The following is a 17,492-nucleotide window of genomic DNA, read 5'->3' as shown; positions in this document are numbered from 1 at the left end:
CCTTATTTCGATACCTTGCCAAGCACCCGCAGGCGACTCACCCCACCATCCGGGAACACGTTCAGGCGAATGTGAGTAATCGGCCCCAGGGCCTTGATCTGCTCGGCGAAGGTGTGTTCGGCGTGCATTTCCAGTTTCTGGCTGGGCAACAGCTCACGCCAGAACAGCGATTGGGTTTCGATCTGGCTGTCGGTGCCGCCCTTGACGAACGCGCCCTGGATCGAGCAGCTGTCGGGGTAGTTGCCCTTGAAGTGCAGGGTGTCGACGATGACTTTCTCGACTTCGCCGGCATGGCCCAGGGCGACGATGACCCAGTCATTGCCCGGGGTACGACGACGGGCGGTTTCCCAGCCATCACCCATGTTGACGCCACGACCCGGGTTGAGAATGTTGCTCATGCGGCCGAAGTGTTCGTCGGAACAGGCCAGGGCACGGCCACCATTGAGGGCTGCGGCCAGATCGATCTGTTCGTTGTCACCCACGGCTGACCAGTCGCGGTACGGAATGCCGTAGACCCGCAACCGGGCCACGCCGCCATCGGGGTAGATGTTGAAACGCAGATGGCTGAAGGCCTGGTCGTTGTTGATTTCGTGATAGTGGTGGCTGTTGCCTTGCAACTCGACGGCCGACAGCACTTCAGTCCATTGGGTGTTTTCGTCTGGTTCGCCTTCGGTCAGGAAGCAGGCTTCCAGGGAGGCCGACGGTGGGTAGTTACCGGTGAAGAATGAGGTGTCGATGTCCACGCCTTTGATCGAGCCGGCCACACCCAGGCGGATCACCGCGCTGTCGTAGCCTTCGAAGCGCTTGCGCCGCGATTCCCAGCCGTCCATCCACTTGCCGTTGTCATCGAACACGCCCTCCTTCCATACGGCTGGGGTCGGTTGGAACAAACGGTTGGCGTCGGCGAACCAGTCATCGGTGACCGAAATGATCTTGGTGCCGAGGCGGGCGTCGGCCAGGTTGACGAACTTCTCGAAAGGTACGGCGTAAGCTTTCATTCTTCTTGTCTGCCTTTAAATAAGTTGGCTGGGGATGCTTGCAGGACCTGGGGTAGCAGGGCTGCTCGCTAAAGGGTCAGTAATCGGAACAACGCGATCTTGTTGATCTCTGCCAGCGCGCATTTGAATTCGGTGTCTACCGAGTGATGGATGCGCGTTTCGAACGCCGCGAGGATCTGATGCCGGTTGCTGCCTTTTACCGCCATGATGAAGGGAAACTTGAACTTGGCCTTGTAGGCGTCGTTCAGCTCGGTGAAGCGCTGAAACTCATCGCTCGAGCATTGGTGAATACCGGCGCCGGCCTGTTCGTTCGTGCTGGCTTCGGTCAGTTGGCCCTGGACGGCGGCTTTGCCTGCCAGGTCCGGGTGAGCGTTGATCAGCGCCAGTTGGCTGGCGTGATCGGCACTGAGCAGGATGTCGCTCATGCGCTGGTGCAGGGTTTCGATCTGGTCGATCGACGGGTCCTGGCCCAGGTCGAAAGCCTTTTCGGCGACCCATGGCGAATGTTCGTAGATATCAGCGAAGGCTTTAACGAACGCTTCGCGGTTCAAGGTGGAAGGCTTGAGAGTCTGGAAGGCCGTCATTTCGAAGCTCCTGGTTTCGAAGCTTGCGGGCACGGGTGAGTCTGTTGCCAGTGGCGGGCGATGTCGACGCGGCGGCTGAACCAGACCTGTTCATGACCCTTGGCATATTCAAGGAAGCGCTTGAGGGACGCGAGGCGGGCAGGGCGGCCGATCAGGCGGCAGTGCAGGCCGATGGAGAGCATCTTGGGGGCTTCGGCGCCTTCGGCATACAGCACGTCGAAGGCGTCCTTGAGGTATTGGAAGAAATCGTCGCCCTTGTTGAAACCCTGCACCTGGGTGAAGCGCATGTCGTTGGTGTCGAGGGTGTAGGGGATCACCAGGTGCGGCTTGCCGTTGGGTGTGTTCGGTTCCCAGTAGGGCAGGTCGTCGTCGTAGGTGTCGCTGTCATAGAGAAAACCGCCTTCCTCCATGACCAGCCGGCGGGTATTGGGGCCGGTGCGACCGGTGTACCAACCCAGCGGACGCTCGCCAGTGATTTCGGTGAGGATGCGGATCGCTTCGAGCATGTGCTCGCGCTCCTGGGCCTCATCCATGTATTGGTAGTCGATCCAGCGATAGCCGTGGCTGCAGATTTCGTGACCAGCGGCCACCATGGCGCGGATCACGTCCGGATGGCGCTGGGCGGCCATGGCCACGGCGAAAATGGTCAGCGGGATATCGAATTCCTTGAACAGCTTGAGGACCCGCCAGACCCCGGCGCGGCTGCCATACTCGTACAGCGATTCCATGCTCATGTTGCGCTCGCCCTGCAGCGGTTGCGCCGCGACCATCTCCGAGAGGAACGCCTCGGATTCCTTGTCGCCATGCAGGATGTTGCGCTCGCCGCCTTCTTCGTAATTGAGCACGAAGGACAGGGCGATGCGGGCATTGCCCGGCCACTGGGGATGGGGAGGGTTACTGCCGTAACCGATCAGGTCGCGTGGGTAGTCAGCGCTCACTGCAGTTTTCCTTCTTGTTCGAACCATGTGGGTGGCGCCCTGGCGATGGATCATAGGCTGGCGTCACGACGATGGAGTGATTGTATACAACTTTATGTGCGATTTGTAAGCCTGATTTTTTGCATTTTTCACCGCTGTCCCTGGTTTGTCTACACTGCAAGAAACCTGCCCACCTGGTCAATTAATGGCTTCAAGAATGGCGTATCCGTTGGTTTGGCTTAAGATTGGGCAGGAACCTTTGTCGGAACGCGCGTGGACTAAATATCTGTTTTTTATTGTGTACAATTTTCTTTTAAAGTGTCTTAATTCTCTCATCGCCGTGGCGTTTCGTGCTCCGAAACGGTGCGGCCTGTCTTTCAACTGATTCAGGAGGCGTCGGGCCGGACTGCACAGCAGCGAGGCGCGCACAATCAATGGGACGTTTGACTACTCACGTTTTGGATGCTGCACACGGCTGCCCGGGCAGCTCGATCAAGGTCGAGTTGTACCGCGTGGAAGGTTCGCAACTGCAGCTGGTCGCCACTGCGCTGACCAACAGCGACGGTCGCTGCGACGCGCCGCTGCTGCAAGGGGATGACTACCGTTCGGGCGTCTATCAGATTCAATTCCATGCCGGCGATTACTACCGCGCCCGTGGTGTCCAGTTGTCCGAGCCGGCGTTCCTGGATGTGGTGGTGCTGCGCTTCGGCATTTCGGCCGAACAGGATCATTACCACGTGCCCCTGCTGATTTCGCCTTACGCCTATTCCACCTATCGAGGCAGCTGACCCCAAGCGGCTGCCTTGTCCCGGAAGCGACTGCGCATGGCGCTTCTTTGGTTTTTCGCCCGCTCACACTGCGGGCTTTTTTTCGTCCGTGGATATGTGGCGTCTTGGAGAGCCTCATCGCGAGCAGGCTCGCTCCCACACTGGATTTTGCCGCTCACAAAAAAACTGTGGGAGCGAGCTTGCTCGCGATGCTTTTGCTTTTGCTTTTTTAGCGGCTCAACAACGACGCCGCCCCCGCACCGCCAAACAACCCGGCACTGACCCGGTTGAACCAGCCCTGGCCCTTACCCGTACGCAGATACCGCGCGGCGCCATGGGCACCAAGGCCGTAGGCCAATTTGCACAGCAGGTCGAGTACGGTCCAGGTGGCGATCATGATCAGCAGTTGTGGCAGGAACGCTTGTTCGGCGCTCAAGAATTGCGGCAGGAACGCGGCGAAGAACAGGATGTCCTTCGGGTTGCTGGCGCCCAATACGAACGCCCGGCCGAAGAGGGCGCGAAAGCGCGGGACGGCGGCGGCCTGGGGCACGTCGGCGCCTTGGGACGGTTGGCGTGATTGCTGCCAGCTCTGCCAGGCCAGGTAAAACAGGTACAGGGCCCCGACAATCTTCAGGGCACTGAACAGCTGCTCCGAGGCCATCAACAACGCACCGAGCCCCAGCGCCGAGGCGCTCAGCAAGCAGATCGAAGCGATCACGCCACCCAGGAATGCCGGATACGAGCGGCGCAGGCCGTAGTTCAGGCTATTGCCGATCATCAACAACGACAACGGGCCGGGGATGAGGATCACCACCAAGGCGGCACCGCTGAACAACAGCCAGGTTTCCAGATTCATTGCTTTGCTCCTGATGTACAAAAGCCTCACCCATTGGGTGAGGCGGGTGGATATGTTGTCGCTTACAAGAAGATGAGCTTGGCGATGAAGATCGCGCAGAGCACCCACAGGCTGACGGAGATTTCCTTGTGTTTACCGGTGCCGGCCTTGAGCACCACATAGGTGATGAAACCCAGGGCGATACCGTCGGCGACCGAGAACGTCAGGGGCATCATGATGGCCGTGACAATGGCCGGGATGCTGTCAGTCGCCTCGTCCCATTCGATGTGGGCCATGCCGCCCATCATCAGCATGGCAACGTAGATCAAGGCCCCGGCCGTGGCGTAGGCCGGGATCATCCCGGCCAGCGGTGCGAAGAACATGGCGGCAATAAATAGCACACCGACGGTCACGGCGGTAAGCCCCGTGCGGCCACCTGCCGCCACGCCGGCGGCGCTTTCCACGTAGCTGGTCACCGGCGGCACGCCGACCATGGCGCCAAATACGCTGGAGGCGCTGTCGGCTTTCAGGGCGCGGGACAGGTTCTCGATCTTGCCATCGGCTTTCACCAGGCCGGCGCGCTGGGCAACGCCCATCAGGGTGCCGGCGGTGTCGAACATGTGCACGAACAGGAAGGCCAGCACCACGCTGATCAGGCTGACGTTGAACACACCGGCCACGTCCATCGCCATCCAGGTGGGGGCCAGGCTCGGCGGTGTCGACATGACGCCGTTGTACTGCACCAATCCCAGGCCCCAACCGGCCAGGGTCACGGCGATGATGCTGATCAGGATCGCGCCGAACACGCGGTGATAACTGAGCACGGCGATCATCAGGAAGCACACCGCGGCCAACAATGGGCCGGGCTCCCGCAACGAGCCGAGCTTGATCAGGGTGGCGGGGCTGTCGACAATGATCCCGGCGGTTTTCAGGCCGATCAGCCCGAGGAACAACCCGACCCCCGCGCCCATGGCGAACCGCAGGCTCACCGGAATGCTGTTGAGCAGCCACTCCCGTACCCGTGACAGGGTCAGGACCATGAACAACACACCGGAAACGAACACCGCGCCCAACGCAGTCTCCCAGTTGTAGCCCATGGTGCCGACCACGGTGTAGGTGAAGAAGGCGTTCAGGCCCATGCCTGGCGCCAGGCCCACCGGCCAGTTGGCGTACAGGCCCATCAGCAGGCAGCCCAGGGCCGCGGCGATGCAGGTGGCGACGAATGCGGCGCCGTGATCGATGCCGGCGTCGGCCATGATGTTGGGGTTGACGAAGATGATGTAGGCCATGGTGATGAAGGTCGTCAGGCCGGCAATCAGCTCGGTCTTCACCGTGGTGCCATGCAAGCTGAGTTTGAAGATGCGCTCCAGCCAGCCACTGCGTAGTGGCGGCGAGAGGTCCAGCGTCCGGGCTTCGGGTTTGCGGCTTTCCACAGCGAGTACTCCTCAAGAGTCTTATTGTTATTTCCAGCACCGCATACGCCCTGGGGGTGGCTGCGATGCGCTGAGGCAGGTAAGGCTGGCGAAGTATGTTGACCTGATGGTCAGGAACTCGCACGAAGCGAATTATGCTTTTGTATACAAATAAAGCAAATAATGTTTTCTATGTTGTCGACGAAATGTCGGGCGATGGGGATATATTGCCCAGGCGGACGCTATCGCGAGCAAGCTCGCTCCCACAGTGGACTGTGGTGAAATGCAGGAATGAACCCTGTGGGAGCGAGCTTGCTCGCGATGACGTCGGATCAGGCGCCTTCAATCACTGGATTTCCCCAGTGCCAGGTTCACCGCCAGCCACCCATCCACCGCCGCTTCCCCGGCCTCGGCAAACACCCGCTCCAGCAATTTCACCTGCTCACGCCGCAACGCCTGCTCGAAGCGTTCGCCCTCGGCCGTCAGTTCCAGTAGTCGCTTGCGCTTGTCGGTCTCGGACGCGACGCTGTTCACCAGGTGCATTTCCATCAGCTGCCGCAACGGCATGTTCAGCGCCTGCTTGCTTACCCCGAGCAATGCCAGAAGCTCCTTCACGCTCAATGACGGGTAGCGGGCGATGAAGAAAACGATGCGCTGGTGCACCCGGCTCAACCCGCGGCGCTCGAGCATTTCATCGGCCTTGGCGGTGAACGCCTGGTAACCGAAGAAGAACGCTTCCATGGCCATTTGTTGGGAAGTCGGATTTTTAAGGTCAAGCATATTGACGTATCCACGGAGGTCGGCGTAATTTCGGTCAACCAGTTTGACTCATTTCTCCCGTGCCCCGCTACAGGTGACCTCCATGGCTTTTTCCGAACGTGTCTCGCGCCTCAAAAGTTCTTTGATTCGAGAAATCCTCGCAGCGGCGCAGCGCCCTGAAGTGATGTCGTTCGCCGGCGGCCTGCCGGCCGAAGCCATGCTGCCGAAAGTGGAATGGGCGGCTATGCCGTTGTCCATGGGCCAGTACGGCATGAGCGAAGGCGAACCCGCCCTGCGCGAAGCCCTGGCGGCCCAGGCGCGGGCGCTGGGTGTGGCCTGTGAGGCGAGTCAGGTGCTGGTGGTCAGCGGCTCCCAGCAAACCCTTGACCTGGCGGCCAAGCTGCACATTGACGTCGGCACGCCAGTGATGCTCGAAGCGCCGACGTATCTGGCGGCGTTGCAGATTTTCCAGCTGTTCGGCGCCGACTGCATCACCGTGCCCCTGGAGGCCGACGGCCCGGACCTGAAACAGTTGCGGGCCCGGCTGGAGCAGCATCGGCCTGCGTTCATCTACCTGATCCCGACGTTCCAGAACCCCTCGGCGGTGCGCTACAGCGAGGCCAAGCGCGATGCGGTGGCGGCGCTGTTGGACGAGTTTGGCGTGACCCTGATCGAGGACGAACCCTACCGCGAGCTGACGTTCGATGGCGGCAGTGCCACGCCGATTGTCAGTCGCTTGAAGAAGGCCAGCTGGATCTACACCGGCACCGTGTCGAAAACCCTGTTGCCGGGGCTACGGGTGGGCTACCTGATCGCCAGCCCGGATCTGTTCCCGCATCTGCTGCGACTCAAGCAGTCGGCGGACCTGCACACCAATCGCATCGGTCAGTGGCAGGCGCTGCAATGGATCGGCACCGAGCAGTACCGCAGCCATTTGAGTGAGTTGAGGGATTTCTATCGGGACCGTCGCGATCGGTTCCAGGCGGCATTGCAAAAGCATTTCTCTGATATCGCGGACTGGAATGTGCCCCAGGGCGGGTTGTTTTTCTGGCTGACCCTCAGGCAGCCGCTGGACACCCGCACCTTGCTCCCCGCTGCGCTGGCGGCCGACGTTGCGTTCATGCCAGGGGAGCCGTTCTTTCCTGAACCGGACCAGCACCCGGGGCACTTGCGCTTGAACTTCAGCCACATCGATCCGGCGCGGTTGGATGAAGGGCTCAAGCGGTTGGCGGGGGTGGTGCGGGAGGCGTTGGCTGCAAAAGCAGCCTGATATCAGGGGGCTTTGCCGGTGGCTGTCTGGGCCCCATCGCGAGCAAGCTCGCTCCCACAGTGGGCCATCCACCACTGTCCCCTGTGGGAGCCGAGCTTGCTCGCGATGAGGCCAGTCGCCACACCAGAAAACTATCAGGCTGCAGAGAACCGCTTATCCAGATAATCAATGATTACCTTGGACTCATACATCCAGGTGGTCTCGCCATTTTCTTCAATCCGCAGGCACGGCACTTTGATCCGGCCACCTTGCTCCAACAGTGCCTGGCGATCCTGTTCGTTGTTTTTCGCATCGCGCAGGGCCACCGGCACATTGAGGCGGCGCAGGGTGCGGCGGGTCTTCACGCAGAACGGGCAGGCGTGGAACTGATACAGCGTCAGGCTGCGAGCGGCCTGCTCGACCTGCGCCTGGGCCTCGGCCGGGCGCTTTTGCTTGCCCGGGCGGGTGATGAAGTCGATGAAGATGATGAGCTGGCCCAAGCCAACCCGAAGCGCTTTGACGATCACGGTATTAAGCCTCGCGGCAGGGAAGAAGAGGGCGCGCAGCTTACCTGATTTTTCACAGGCGAAAAAAAACCGGCGATCAATGCCGGTTTTCTTCATGCGGCGGATTACTTGATGAGGCTGAGGAATTCGCTGCGAGTGGCGGCGTTTTCCCGGAACTCACCGAGCATCACCGAGGTGATCATCGAGGAATTCTGCTTTTCCACGCCACGCATCATCATGCACATGTGCTTGGCCTCGATCACCACCGCCACGCCCAGGGCGCCAGTCACTTGCTGGACCGCATCGGCGATCTGGCGGCTGAGGTTTTCCTGGATCTGCAGGCGACGCGCGTACATGTCGACGATGCGCGCGACTTTCGACAGCCCCAGCACCTTGCCGCTCGGGATGTAGGCCACGTGAGCCTTGCCGATGAAAGGCAGCAGGTGATGTTCGCACAACGAGTACAACTCGATGTCCTTGACCAGCACCATCTCGCTGTTGTCGGAGCTGAACAAGGCACCGTTGGTGACTTCTTCCAGGGTCTGTTCATAACCGCGGCAGAGGTACTGCATGGCCTTGGCAGCACGCTTGGGCGTGTCGAGCAGGCCCTCGCGGGAAACGTCCTCGCCCAGTTGGCCGAGAATCGCGGTGTAATTCTGTTCCAGAGACATGAAACTACCTGTGGGATTTTACGCAAAGGGCAAGGGTACGGTGGCGGACACGGCGCTGCAAGCTCGGCAATCGAGGGCTATTCGTCGCGACCTTCCATCATGGTGCGCTTGAGCATCACGTAGACCGCCCCGGCGCCGCCGTGTTTTGCCTGGCAGGAGGTGAAGCCCAGCACTTGCGGGTGCTGGCGCAGCCAGGTGTTGACGTGGCTCTTGATCATCGGCCGCTTGCCGTCCAGGCGCACGGCTTTGCCATGGGTGACGCGCACGCAGCGGATTTCGAACTTGGTGGCTTCGGCCAGGAATGCCCAAAGGGTTTCCCGGGCTTTTTCAACGCTCATGCCGTGCAGGTCGAGGCTGCCCTCGAAGGGGATCTGGCCGACCTTCAGCTTGCGCATCTGGCTTTCCTGGACACCGTCGCGTGCCCACATCAACTCGTCTTCCGGCCCGACGTCGATCACGAACTGATCGGACAAGCCATCCACGGTCGTGGCGTCGGTACGCACGGTGGCGGCCTGGCGCAGCTTGGCGATTTGCGCGCGATCGGCCTTGGGCTTGCCGGTCTCGGCACGGTCGTGCTTGATCGGTTTTACGCCCTGAATCGCACTTTTGAACAGGGAAAAGTCATCGTCTTGCATGTCAGCCTCCGCGAAGCCGGCCAGTTTACCCAACTCTGGCGGGATCAGGCGCGACAAAACGTCGGATGGCGGGTCAGTCGTGCTTTCTCATCAGGTGCGGAGCCATGGCCAGCTCCAGGGATTGGCGGGCGCGACGGCGGCAGCGGCGCCAGAGCCAGACGCCCAGCAACAACACGAAAAGACCGACTGCCAGGATGATCGCCGAACCCATTGGGGTGGCATTCAACTCGCCCAGTGCGGGCGGGCGGCCCAGCAGGCTGGCGGCACCGGCCATGGCCAGCAGTACCCCGAGTGTTGCCAATAGCGCGGCGATCGCCGCGCCAAAACGAAACCGCCAGTTGCTCGGGCCCTTGGGCCGCAAGCGACGTGCGTCAAAACCATCGGATAACTTCATTCCGACCTTCCTCAATGGGTATCGGCCCTTCGACCGGAAGATGTTCGGGTTGTTCCTGATACTCCGGTAATTGCGGCAAATGAGAGGCTTTTGCGGATGAGCGGCGTCACGGGCCGCTCATCGAAGGACATCAGGTGAAGTCGCGGGTCAACGCCAGGGTGGCGAAGTTGTCCGCCATGATCGCCATTTCGGTCTGCTGAACGTGTTCGGCACTGAGGACGCCGCCCTTGTACGGCAGGTCGCGCGTGGCACAGGCATCTTCCACCAGGGTACAGCGAAAGCCCAGGTTCTTGGCGGCACGCACGGTGGTGCTGACGCTGGAGTGGCTCATGAACCCGCACACGATCAGGTCCAGGGGGCCGAAGTCTTCCAGGCGCTTTTTCAACTCGGTGCCGTGGAACGCGCTGGGCAGCAGCTTTTCGATCACGGTTTCGTCGGCCTGGGGTTCGAGGCCGGGAATGAACTCCCCGCGCTCGCCTTGTGGATCGAACAGCCCGCCATGGGTGCCCAGGTGGCGCACATGCACGATCGGCCGACCGGCTGCACGGGCCGCACCGAGCAATTGCTTGATGTTCGCGACGGCTGCATCCATGCCGCTCAGGGCCAGGGGGCCGGCGAGGTATTCTTTCTGGGCATCGATGATGATCAGGGTCGCTTGACTCAGGTTGGCCGCTGCATAACCACGGCCGCTGAGTTGAAACATCGTTTTTGGAACGGACATTCTGGGGCTCCTTCGAGTGGGGCTTTTGCGACATTCTCCTCTGGCTGAGCGGTTCTGTGAATCGCTTCCATCGCAAGGGCCGCCGTTGCTGGCCTACAGCCTTGTCAAGATGCTCGTCTTGTTCAATAGGCGGATCAAAAAACGGATAATTCCTACGATTGGTCCGGGGTTTTTCGTTCGTCATCGGGGCGTGTTTGGGTGGGGCCGCGTTTGGCTGGTAGACTCGCCCGTCGATTTTTCTGGAGTTTGCCGCCGTGATCACTTCCCGTCTCCGTACCCTGCGCGACCATATCCGTTGGGCCGTCAGCCGTTTCCATGGGGAGGATCTGTTTTTCGGTCATGGCACCGACAATGCGTGGGACGAAGCCCGGCAACTGGTGTTGGGCGCTTTGCACCTGCCATGGGAAATTGCCGACAGCTACCTGGACTGCCGTCTTGAAGACGAAGAGTTGGTCCATGTGCAGCGTCTGCTGCGTCGGCGTATTGCCGAGCGCATCCCGACAGCCTACCTGTTAGGTGAGGCCTGGTTCTGCGGGATGTCTTTCATCGTCGACGAGCGCGTGCTCATTCCGCGCTCACCCATCGGCGAGTTGATCGAAAAGCATTTCGAGCCGTGGCTGGGCCAGGAACCGGCACGAATTCTTGATCTGTGTACCGGTTCCGGCTGCATTGGCATTGCCTGTGCCTATGAGTTCCCGGAGGCCGAGGTGGTGCTGGCCGACCTGTCGTTCGAAGCGCTGGAAGTAGCCAACCAGAACATCGAGCGCCATGGCGTCGACGAGCGCGTGTTCACGGTCCAGGGCGATGGCTTCGACGGTCTGCCGGGGCAACGTTTCGACTTGATCGTGTCGAACCCGCCCTACGTCGATGCGGAAGATTTCGCCGACATGCCGCAGGAATACCAGCATGAGCCGGAGCTGGGCCTGGCCTGTGGCGATGACGGCTTGAACCTGGTGCGCCGAATGCTGGCCGAGGCGGCCGATCATCTGACCGAGAAGGGATTGTTGATTGTCGAGGTGGGCAACAGCCAGGTGCACGTCGAGGCGTTGTACCCGGAAGTCGATTTCGCCTGGCTCGACTTCGAACGCGGTGGCCATGGCGTGTTCATGCTCAGCGCCGAACAGTGCCGCCAGCACCAGGGATTGTTTGCTTCGCGGGTTTGATCCCCCTTATCCATCTGGACACACCCACTGTGGGAGCGAGCTTGCTCGCGATGGCGTCGGATCAGCAGCATTGAAGTTGGCTGATTCACCGCTATCGCGAGCAAGCTCGCTCCCACAGGGTTATTCAGGCGCTGTCGGGCTTAGTGCCGTGTCGCAATCCAGATCAGCAATCCCGCCTGGAACATGGCGAAGGCCACCAGGCAGGTGATGGTGAAGCGCAGGCCGGCGTCTTCGCGCTTGAACTTGGTGACCTTTTCGTCCTGCTGCTTGAGTTTGACTTCCTGTTCCGCCAGGTTCTGCTCGGCCTGTTGCAGCATCTGCGCCGCTTCAAGGATTTCCACGAACTGCAGCTTCTCGGTGTTCCAGTCTCCGAGCAGGTCGCCAACGTGGGTTGGCTTGACGCTGCCCTTGAGGTGCTGGGCGTCGGCGTAGACCACCTCGAAACCCTGGGCCTTGAGAAAGCGGTCGCGGCGCAGGCGAGTGTCTTCGTTCAGGGCGTCCTTGTTATCCAGGTCGGTGCCGTGCACCTGGTAGGCCGACCAGCGTTTCTTGGCCCAGGTAATGCCCTGGGCCGCCAGGAAACGGCCGATGCCTCGGTTGGACGGCTCGACTTGCAGGTTGTCCGGGGAAAAAAACAAGCGCTTCTCGACGTGGTCGGCCCAGACGTCCAAGTGATTCTGTTCCTTGCGCACGCGCTGGTTCGGCAACAGGATGCTCATGCGCAGCAGGCTGCGTTCCTTGCTGTGGCGCTCGGCATAGCTGAACTCGACAAACCGCAATGGCCGCGCACCGGTGGCGCGGTCGGTCTTGAGCGGCGCCAGCCGGAGCATTTTGTGATGCTCGGTATGCACGTCGGCCCACGGCAGCTCTACCGCAGGCGAGGCGGGGGCTTCGGCGGCGGTGTCGGGGGAAGCTTGAGTTTCAGTCATAACGGCAAAATCCTGTCCAGGCCGGCTGGTCGGCAGCCATAGCGCTGCCCGACACCGGGCTATCGGCCGTTTTTGCCAGTCCTGAAGCTAAATCGACTAAAACCGCCTAACGCGCGGCTAACGAGTCAATAAAACGCAGAACTCGCGCACCGAGCTCGGCCGCCAGGGGCAGATTGGGATCCTTGTAGGACGCCAGTTGCCGTTTCACGTCGTTGGGCACGATGCGCATCACGTGGTTCATGCCCTCGATCAGCGCCAATTCAGCGTCGGGCTTGGCGGCTTTCAACTGCCGGGCGTCATCGACGCTGACCTGGATATCGTTGCTGCCCTGGATGATCAAGGCCGGCATCTTCAACGCCGCGAAGGCCCGGGCCGGGTCCTGGCGGAACAACGAGATCAGGTAGGGCTGTACGCTGGGGCGGAAAATGACCTGCAGTTGCGCCGGCACGTTGTCGTCGAGTCGACCGGCCTTGAGGCTGTCGAGCAACTCGTTGCTGCGCAACATCAGCGGCGGTGGCAGGCGGTTGCTCAGTTGTTGACGCAGCACCTGGTCGATCGGCCGGGCACTGCCAGACAACGAAATCACCGCCGCCGCGTTGGCCTGGGGCGCGGCGAGGCTGGCGATCAACGCGCCTTCACTGTGACCCAGCAGGATCAACGGGCCCAGGCGCGGATCGGCGGCGAGCTTGTGGCTCCAGGCCACGGCATCGGCCACATAGGCCTCGACGCTCAGGTTGCGTTCGTCCGGTGTCGCCGCGAGGCTGGCCGCTACGCCGCGCTTGTCATAACGCACGCTGGCAATGTTGTGCCTGGCCAGGACCCAGGCCAGGCGCTTGAGGCTGTCGTTGCGCCCGCCCTCGGGGTTGTTGCCGTCGCGATCCGTAGGACCTGACCCGGAAATGATCAGGACAACCGGCACCGGCGTGTCGGACTTGGGCAGCAACAACGAGCCGAAAAGCTCACCATTGCCCGTGTCGAGGCTGATCGGGCGTTGCAGCACCGTGGCCTGGGCCAGGCCGCAAAACAGGCCGGTGAACAAAGTAAGGCTTAAGGCAAGCAGCTTTAACATCATCACGCCATTAGTTGCGAAGGTGCCGGTTGGACTGGTGGTCGCCGATAAGGTTCGAGGATGAACTACGCGGGGAGCCTGCGTATACTGGCGCGCATTACGAATCCAAGGTTGAGTCTCTCAGCGATTTCACGGAGCACCCTGCATGTCCGGCAATACCTACGGCAAGCTGTTCACTGTCACCACCGCGGGCGAAAGCCATGGCCCGGCGTTGGTCGCCATTGTCGACGGCTGCCCGCCGGGCCTGGAGATTTCCCTGGACGACCTGCAACGTGACCTGGACCGCCGCAAGCCCGGCACCAGCCGCCACACCACCCAGCGCCAGGAAGCCGATGAAGTCGAAATCCTCTCCGGCGTGTTCGAAGGGCGCACCACCGGCTGCGCCATCGGCCTGCTGATTCGCAACACCGACCAGAAGTCCAAGGACTACTCGGCCATCAAGGACCTGTTCCGCCCGGCCCACGCCGACTACACCTACCACCACAAATACGGTGAGCGCGACTACCGTGGCGGCGGTCGCAGCTCGGCGCGGGAAACCGCCATGCGCGTGGCGGCCGGGGCGATCGCCAAGAAATACCTGGCCAGCCAGGGCATCGTCATCCGTGGCTACATGAGCCAGTTGGGCCCCATCGAAATCCCGTTCAAGACCTGGGACTCGGTGGAGCAGAACGCCTTTTTCTGTCCCGACCCGGACAAGGTGCCGGAACTCGAGGCCTACATGGATCAACTGCGCCGGGACCAGGATTCGGTCGGCGCGAAGATCACCGTGGTCGCTGAAGGAGTGATGCCGGGCCTTGGCGAGCCGATCTTCGACCGCCTCGATGCCGAGCTGGCCCACGCGCTGATGAGCATCAACGCGGTAAAAGGCGTGGAGATCGGCGCCGGTTTCGCCTGTGTCGCCCAGCGCGGCACCGAGCACCGTGACGAACTGACGCCTGAGGGTTTCCTCAGCAACAATGCCGGCGGCATCCTTGGCGGCATTTCCTCGGGCCAGCCGATCGTGGCGCACCTGGCCTTGAAGCCAACGTCCAGCATCACCACGCCGGGCCGCTCCATCGACATCCATGGCAACCCGGTGGACGTTATCACCAAGGGCCGTCATGACCCGTGCGTCGGCATCCGTGCCACGCCCATCGCCGAGGCGATGATGGCGATCGTGCTGATGGATCACCTGCTGCGTCATCGCGGCCAGAACGCCGACGTTCGCGTCAGCACTCCGGTGCTGGGGCAGCTTTGATGGTTGGCCTGCCGACCGCCGTAGCCTGACGACCGTGGCGGCACTGCCGTACTGGCGGCTCTCCAGTTTCTATCTGTTCTATTTCGCGCTGCTCGGTTCGACGGCGCCGTTCCTGGCGCTGTATTTCGATCACCTGGGGTTCAATGCGGCGCGCATCGGCGAGCTGGTGGCGATTCCCATGCTGATGCGCTGCGTGGCGCCGAACATCTGGGGCTGGCTGGGGGACTACACCGGCCGGCGCCTGGCGATCGTGCGTTTTGGCGCGATCTGCACGCTGCTGGCCTTCTCGCTGATCTTCATCGATAAAAGCTACGCCTGGCTGGCGATGGTCATGGCGCTGCATGCGTTCTTCTGGCACGCGGTGTTGCCGCAGTTCGAAGTCATTACCCTGGCCCATCTGGGCGGGCAGGCCTCGCGCTACAGCCAGATCCGCCTGTGGGGTTCCATCGGTTTCATCATCACCGTGGTGGTGCTCGGCCGCTTGTTCGAATGGCTGAGCCTGGATATCTACCCGGTGGCGCTGGTGTTGATCATGGCCGGCATCGTGCTCGCCAGCTTCTGGGTGCCCAACGCCCAGCCACTGCAGGGGCCGTGCATCGCGGGGGAGGGCTTCCTGCGACAACTGCGCAACCCTGGCGTGCTGGCGTTCTATACCTGTGTGGGCCTGATGCAGGTGAGCCACGGGCCGTATTACACCTTCCTGACCTTGCACCTCGAACACCTGGGCTACAGTCGCGGGTTGATCGGCCTGCTCTGGGCCCTCGGCGTCGTGGCGGAAGTTTTGGTCTTCCTGCTGATGAGCCGGATCCTGACGCGGTTTTCCGTGCGCCGGGTGCTGCTGGCGAGCTTCCTGCTGGCGGCGTTGCGTTGGTTGTTGTTGGGCTCGCTGGCCGAGTTTCTCTGGGTATTGTTGTTTGCCCAGGTGCTGCATGCGGCGACCTTCGGCAGCTTTCACGCCGCCGCCATCCATTTCGTGCAACGCAGCTTCGGGCCTCGCCAGCAAGGCCAGGGGCAGGCGCTGTATGCGGCGCTGGCCGGTACGGGCGGGGCCTTGGGCGCGTTGTATTCCGGCTATAGCTGGAACACCTTGGGTGCCAGTTGGACGTTCAGTCTCGCCAGCCTCGCGGCTTTCGCGGCTGCCGTTATCATTGCCACACGTATGCAAGAGGACCGGCCATGAGCCTTCGAACCGTTAATTTGCTGGAGCCTTTGTCATGAGCAGCCTGTCGGTCTATCACGTTTCGAGCCCTGACATCCCGAACAAGGTGTTGACCCACGTCGAGGACATTGCCGCGACCCTGGCTGAACAAGGTATTCACTTTGCCCGTTGGGAAGCGGCGGTGAAAATCCAGCCGGGTGCCAGTGAGGAGGACATCATTGCGGCTTACCAGGCTCGGATCGATGGGTTGATGACTGAGCGGGGTTATGTGGCAGTCGATGTCGTCAGTGTCAGCAGTGATCAGCCGGAACCGGCCGGGGAGCTCCATGAGTATCGCCATAGCCAGGATGAAGTGCGATTTTTCGTTGCTGGTCGTGGCTTGTTTAACCTGCACGTTGGGGATTATGTCTATGCGGTGCTGTGTGAAAGGAGCGACTTGATAACGGTGCCAGCTGGTATGCCGCATTGGTTTGACATGGGGGAGCGGCCGCATTTCGTTACGATTCGTTTGTCTGGTGATTTGCAGGGGTTGGTTGCTGAGGTTACGGGGAATGATATTGCTCGGCGGTTTCCTCGTTTGGAGGATTGACCTGCGTTCTTAGGGGGTGTGTATATCCGATATTTCGGTAACGGCGGCTTATGGTTCCGCCCTTACGGCGGCTCACTTTTGGAAGAGCGCCAAAAGTAAGCAAAAACGCTTTGCCCCACCACTCGGTGCCTCGCCTAGGCTCGGCATGCCCTCACTCCGGCATTGCTCCGTGGGCCGCCGCGAAGGGCCATCCATGGCCCAGCGCGGCTATCCCGGCATCCATGCCGGGATGCCCACTGCGCAATGCCTGCGTTCGGCCAGCGTGGTTTAACGGGGCGCCCAGATCAAGATCAAGATCCGAAGCAAAGCAAGAGCGGTGCATGTCCGGCATTTATTATGTGGTTGAGCTACTGCTATCGCGAGCAAGCTCGCTCCCACATTGGATCTTCAGCAGCCACACAATTCATGTACACCGCGGATCCCCTTTGTGGGAGCGAGCTTGCTCGCGATGAGGCCGGCACATTCAACATCACCGCAAACTGACCCAGCGCCTTCGCGAGCAGGCTCGCTCCCACAATGGGCTGCAGTGAACACATAACTCATGAACATCCAAGATCCCCTGTGGGAGCGGGCTTGCTCGCGATGAGGCCGGCAATATCCAACATCACCGCAAACTGACCCAGCGCTTTCGCGAGCAAGCTTTGCTCCCACAGATCTAACGGGTGTACGACCGGGAGAGCCAGGTCGGCTGTTAGGCCGCCTCGGCGTGGACGTTGATCTCGGGCGCCCCGTTAACCACGCTGGCCGAACGCAGGCATTGTGGAGTGGGCATCCCGGCATGGATGCCGGGATAGCCGCGCTGGGCCATGGATGGCCCTTCGCGGCGGGCCCACGGAGCAATGCCGGAGTGAGGGCATGCCGAGCCTAGGCGAGGCACCAAGTGGTGGGGCATGAGCGC

The 17,492-nt window shown here is 61.3% G+C and carries 20 protein-coding genes; 6 read left to right on the top strand and 14 right to left on the bottom strand.

What is annotated here, in order from left to right:
- Window positions 1-2: 2 nt before the first annotated feature.
- The 3 genes from alc to puuE form a co-directional block, all read right to left on the bottom strand.
- Window positions 3-998, bottom strand: a complete 996-nt coding sequence (alc, locus tag LOY50_RS20925; RefSeq protein ID WP_253477086.1) for an allantoicase — start codon at window positions 996-998, stop codon at window positions 3-5.
- A gap of 68 nt (window positions 999-1,066) precedes the next feature.
- Window positions 1,067-1,582: a 2-oxo-4-hydroxy-4-carboxy-5-ureidoimidazoline decarboxylase gene (uraD, locus tag LOY50_RS20920; protein ID WP_057452455.1), complete on the bottom strand. Its 516-nt coding sequence runs from the start codon at window positions 1,580-1,582 to the stop codon at window positions 1,067-1,069.
- Complete coding sequence (gene puuE / locus LOY50_RS20915; RefSeq protein ID WP_214509625.1) at window positions 1,579-2,520, bottom strand: allantoinase PuuE; 942 nt, start codon at window positions 2,518-2,520, stop codon at window positions 1,579-1,581. The genes uraD and puuE overlap by 4 nt, the downstream gene beginning before the upstream one ends.
- Window positions 2,521-2,933: 413 nt before the next feature.
- On the opposite strand from puuE, the gene uraH reads away from it, so the two are divergent.
- Window positions 2,934-3,287, top strand: coding sequence for a hydroxyisourate hydrolase (uraH, locus tag LOY50_RS20910; RefSeq protein WP_253477083.1), 354 nt, complete (start codon window positions 2,934-2,936; stop codon window positions 3,285-3,287).
- 208 nt (window positions 3,288-3,495) lie between these two features.
- Here uraH and LOY50_RS20905 read toward each other — a convergent pair whose 3' ends face one another.
- From LOY50_RS20905 to LOY50_RS20895, 3 genes are all read right to left on the bottom strand, one after another.
- Window positions 3,496-4,122 carry a LysE family translocator gene (locus tag LOY50_RS20905; protein ID WP_214509626.1) on the bottom strand — a complete coding sequence of 209 codons (627 nt, stop codon included), beginning with the start codon at window positions 4,120-4,122 and terminating at the stop codon, window positions 3,496-3,498.
- 62 nt (window positions 4,123-4,184) lie between these two features.
- Complete coding sequence (locus LOY50_RS20900) at window positions 4,185-5,534, bottom strand: NCS2 family permease (protein ID WP_258689087.1); 1,350 nt, start codon at window positions 5,532-5,534, stop codon at window positions 4,185-4,187.
- Window positions 5,535-5,855: 321 nt separating this feature from the next.
- Window positions 5,856-6,293, bottom strand: coding sequence for a MarR family winged helix-turn-helix transcriptional regulator (locus LOY50_RS20895; protein ID WP_053186408.1), 438 nt, complete (start codon window positions 6,291-6,293; stop codon window positions 5,856-5,858).
- A gap of 82 nt (window positions 6,294-6,375) precedes the next feature.
- On the opposite strand from LOY50_RS20895, the gene LOY50_RS20890 reads away from it, so the two are divergent.
- Window positions 6,376-7,542: a PLP-dependent aminotransferase family protein gene (locus tag LOY50_RS20890; protein ID WP_258689086.1), complete on the top strand. Its 1,167-nt coding sequence runs from the start codon at window positions 6,376-6,378 to the stop codon at window positions 7,540-7,542.
- Between the two features lie 134 nt (window positions 7,543-7,676).
- Here LOY50_RS20890 and LOY50_RS20885 read toward each other — a convergent pair whose 3' ends face one another.
- The 5 genes from LOY50_RS20885 to LOY50_RS20865 all read right to left on the bottom strand — a co-directional run bounded on the left by LOY50_RS20885 (window position 7,677) and on the right by LOY50_RS20865 (window position 10,448).
- Window positions 7,677-8,048 carry a glutathione S-transferase N-terminal domain-containing protein gene (locus tag LOY50_RS20885; RefSeq protein WP_253478629.1) on the bottom strand — a complete coding sequence of 124 codons (372 nt, stop codon included), beginning with the start codon at window positions 8,046-8,048 and terminating at the stop codon, window positions 7,677-7,679.
- Between the two features lie 104 nt (window positions 8,049-8,152).
- Window positions 8,153-8,698, bottom strand: coding sequence for a GTP cyclohydrolase I FolE (folE, locus tag LOY50_RS20880; RefSeq protein ID WP_003204506.1), 546 nt, complete (start codon window positions 8,696-8,698; stop codon window positions 8,153-8,155).
- A 77-nt stretch (window positions 8,699-8,775) separates the two neighbouring features.
- On the bottom strand, window positions 8,776-9,333 hold the full coding sequence (locus LOY50_RS20875; protein WP_003204497.1) for a Smr/MutS family protein: 558 nt from the start codon (window positions 9,331-9,333) through the stop codon (window positions 8,776-8,778).
- 73 nt (window positions 9,334-9,406) lie between these two features.
- A complete protein-coding gene (locus LOY50_RS20870) occupies window positions 9,407-9,727 on the bottom strand; it encodes a hypothetical protein (RefSeq protein ID WP_258689085.1) in 321 nt (106 codons plus the stop codon).
- Between the two features lie 130 nt (window positions 9,728-9,857).
- Window positions 9,858-10,448 (bottom strand): cysteine hydrolase family protein, encoded by a 591-nt coding sequence (locus tag LOY50_RS20865; RefSeq protein ID WP_253477075.1) that lies wholly within the window; start codon window positions 10,446-10,448, stop codon window positions 9,858-9,860.
- A 254-nt stretch (window positions 10,449-10,702) separates the two neighbouring features.
- Here LOY50_RS20865 and prmB point away from each other — a divergent pair, with 254 nt between their 5' ends.
- The gene (gene prmB, locus LOY50_RS20860) at window positions 10,703-11,611 is read left to right on the top strand and encodes a 50S ribosomal protein L3 N(5)-glutamine methyltransferase (RefSeq protein ID WP_253477072.1); all 909 of its coding nucleotides are present in this window, start codon (window positions 10,703-10,705) and stop codon (window positions 11,609-11,611) included.
- 140 nt (window positions 11,612-11,751) lie between these two features.
- Here the strand turns inward: prmB and LOY50_RS20855 are convergent, their stop codons facing one another.
- Together LOY50_RS20855 and LOY50_RS20850 are read right to left on the bottom strand one after the other, a co-directional pair.
- A complete protein-coding gene (locus LOY50_RS20855; protein ID WP_253477069.1) occupies window positions 11,752-12,540 on the bottom strand; it encodes a hypothetical protein in 789 nt (262 codons plus the stop codon).
- 106 nt (window positions 12,541-12,646) lie between these two features.
- On the bottom strand, window positions 12,647-13,612 hold the full coding sequence (locus LOY50_RS20850; RefSeq protein ID WP_253477067.1) for an alpha/beta hydrolase: 966 nt from the start codon (window positions 13,610-13,612) through the stop codon (window positions 12,647-12,649).
- A 142-nt stretch (window positions 13,613-13,754) separates the two neighbouring features.
- Here LOY50_RS20850 and aroC point away from each other — a divergent pair, with 142 nt between their 5' ends.
- Genes aroC through LOY50_RS20835 form a run of 3 tightly spaced genes read left to right on the top strand, consistent with a single transcriptional unit; the run spans window position 13,755 to window position 16,594 of the window.
- Complete coding sequence (aroC, locus tag LOY50_RS20845) at window positions 13,755-14,846, top strand: chorismate synthase (RefSeq protein WP_186710070.1); 1,092 nt, start codon at window positions 13,755-13,757, stop codon at window positions 14,844-14,846.
- Between the two features lie 34 nt (window positions 14,847-14,880).
- Window positions 14,881-16,026: an MFS transporter gene (locus LOY50_RS20840; RefSeq protein WP_258689079.1), complete on the top strand. Its 1,146-nt coding sequence runs from the start codon at window positions 14,881-14,883 to the stop codon at window positions 16,024-16,026.
- A gap of 34 nt (window positions 16,027-16,060) precedes the next feature.
- The gene (locus tag LOY50_RS20835; RefSeq protein ID WP_258689077.1) at window positions 16,061-16,594 is read left to right on the top strand and encodes an acireductone dioxygenase; all 534 of its coding nucleotides are present in this window, start codon (window positions 16,061-16,063) and stop codon (window positions 16,592-16,594) included.
- A gap of 691 nt (window positions 16,595-17,285) precedes the next feature.
- Here LOY50_RS20835 and LOY50_RS20830 read toward each other — a convergent pair.
- Window positions 17,286-17,486: a nucleoid-structuring protein H-NS gene (locus LOY50_RS20830; RefSeq protein WP_253478743.1), complete on the bottom strand. Its 201-nt coding sequence runs from the start codon at window positions 17,484-17,486 to the stop codon at window positions 17,286-17,288.
- Window positions 17,487-17,492 lie beyond the last annotated feature (6 nt).

The organism is Pseudomonas sp. B21-010 (assembly GCF_024749325.1).
Classification (GTDB): Bacteria; Pseudomonadota; Gammaproteobacteria; order Pseudomonadales; family Pseudomonadaceae; genus Aquipseudomonas; species Aquipseudomonas kilonensis.
Note: the sequence above shows the minus strand (reverse complement) of the source record. Positions and strands in the feature narration are given on the sequence as shown.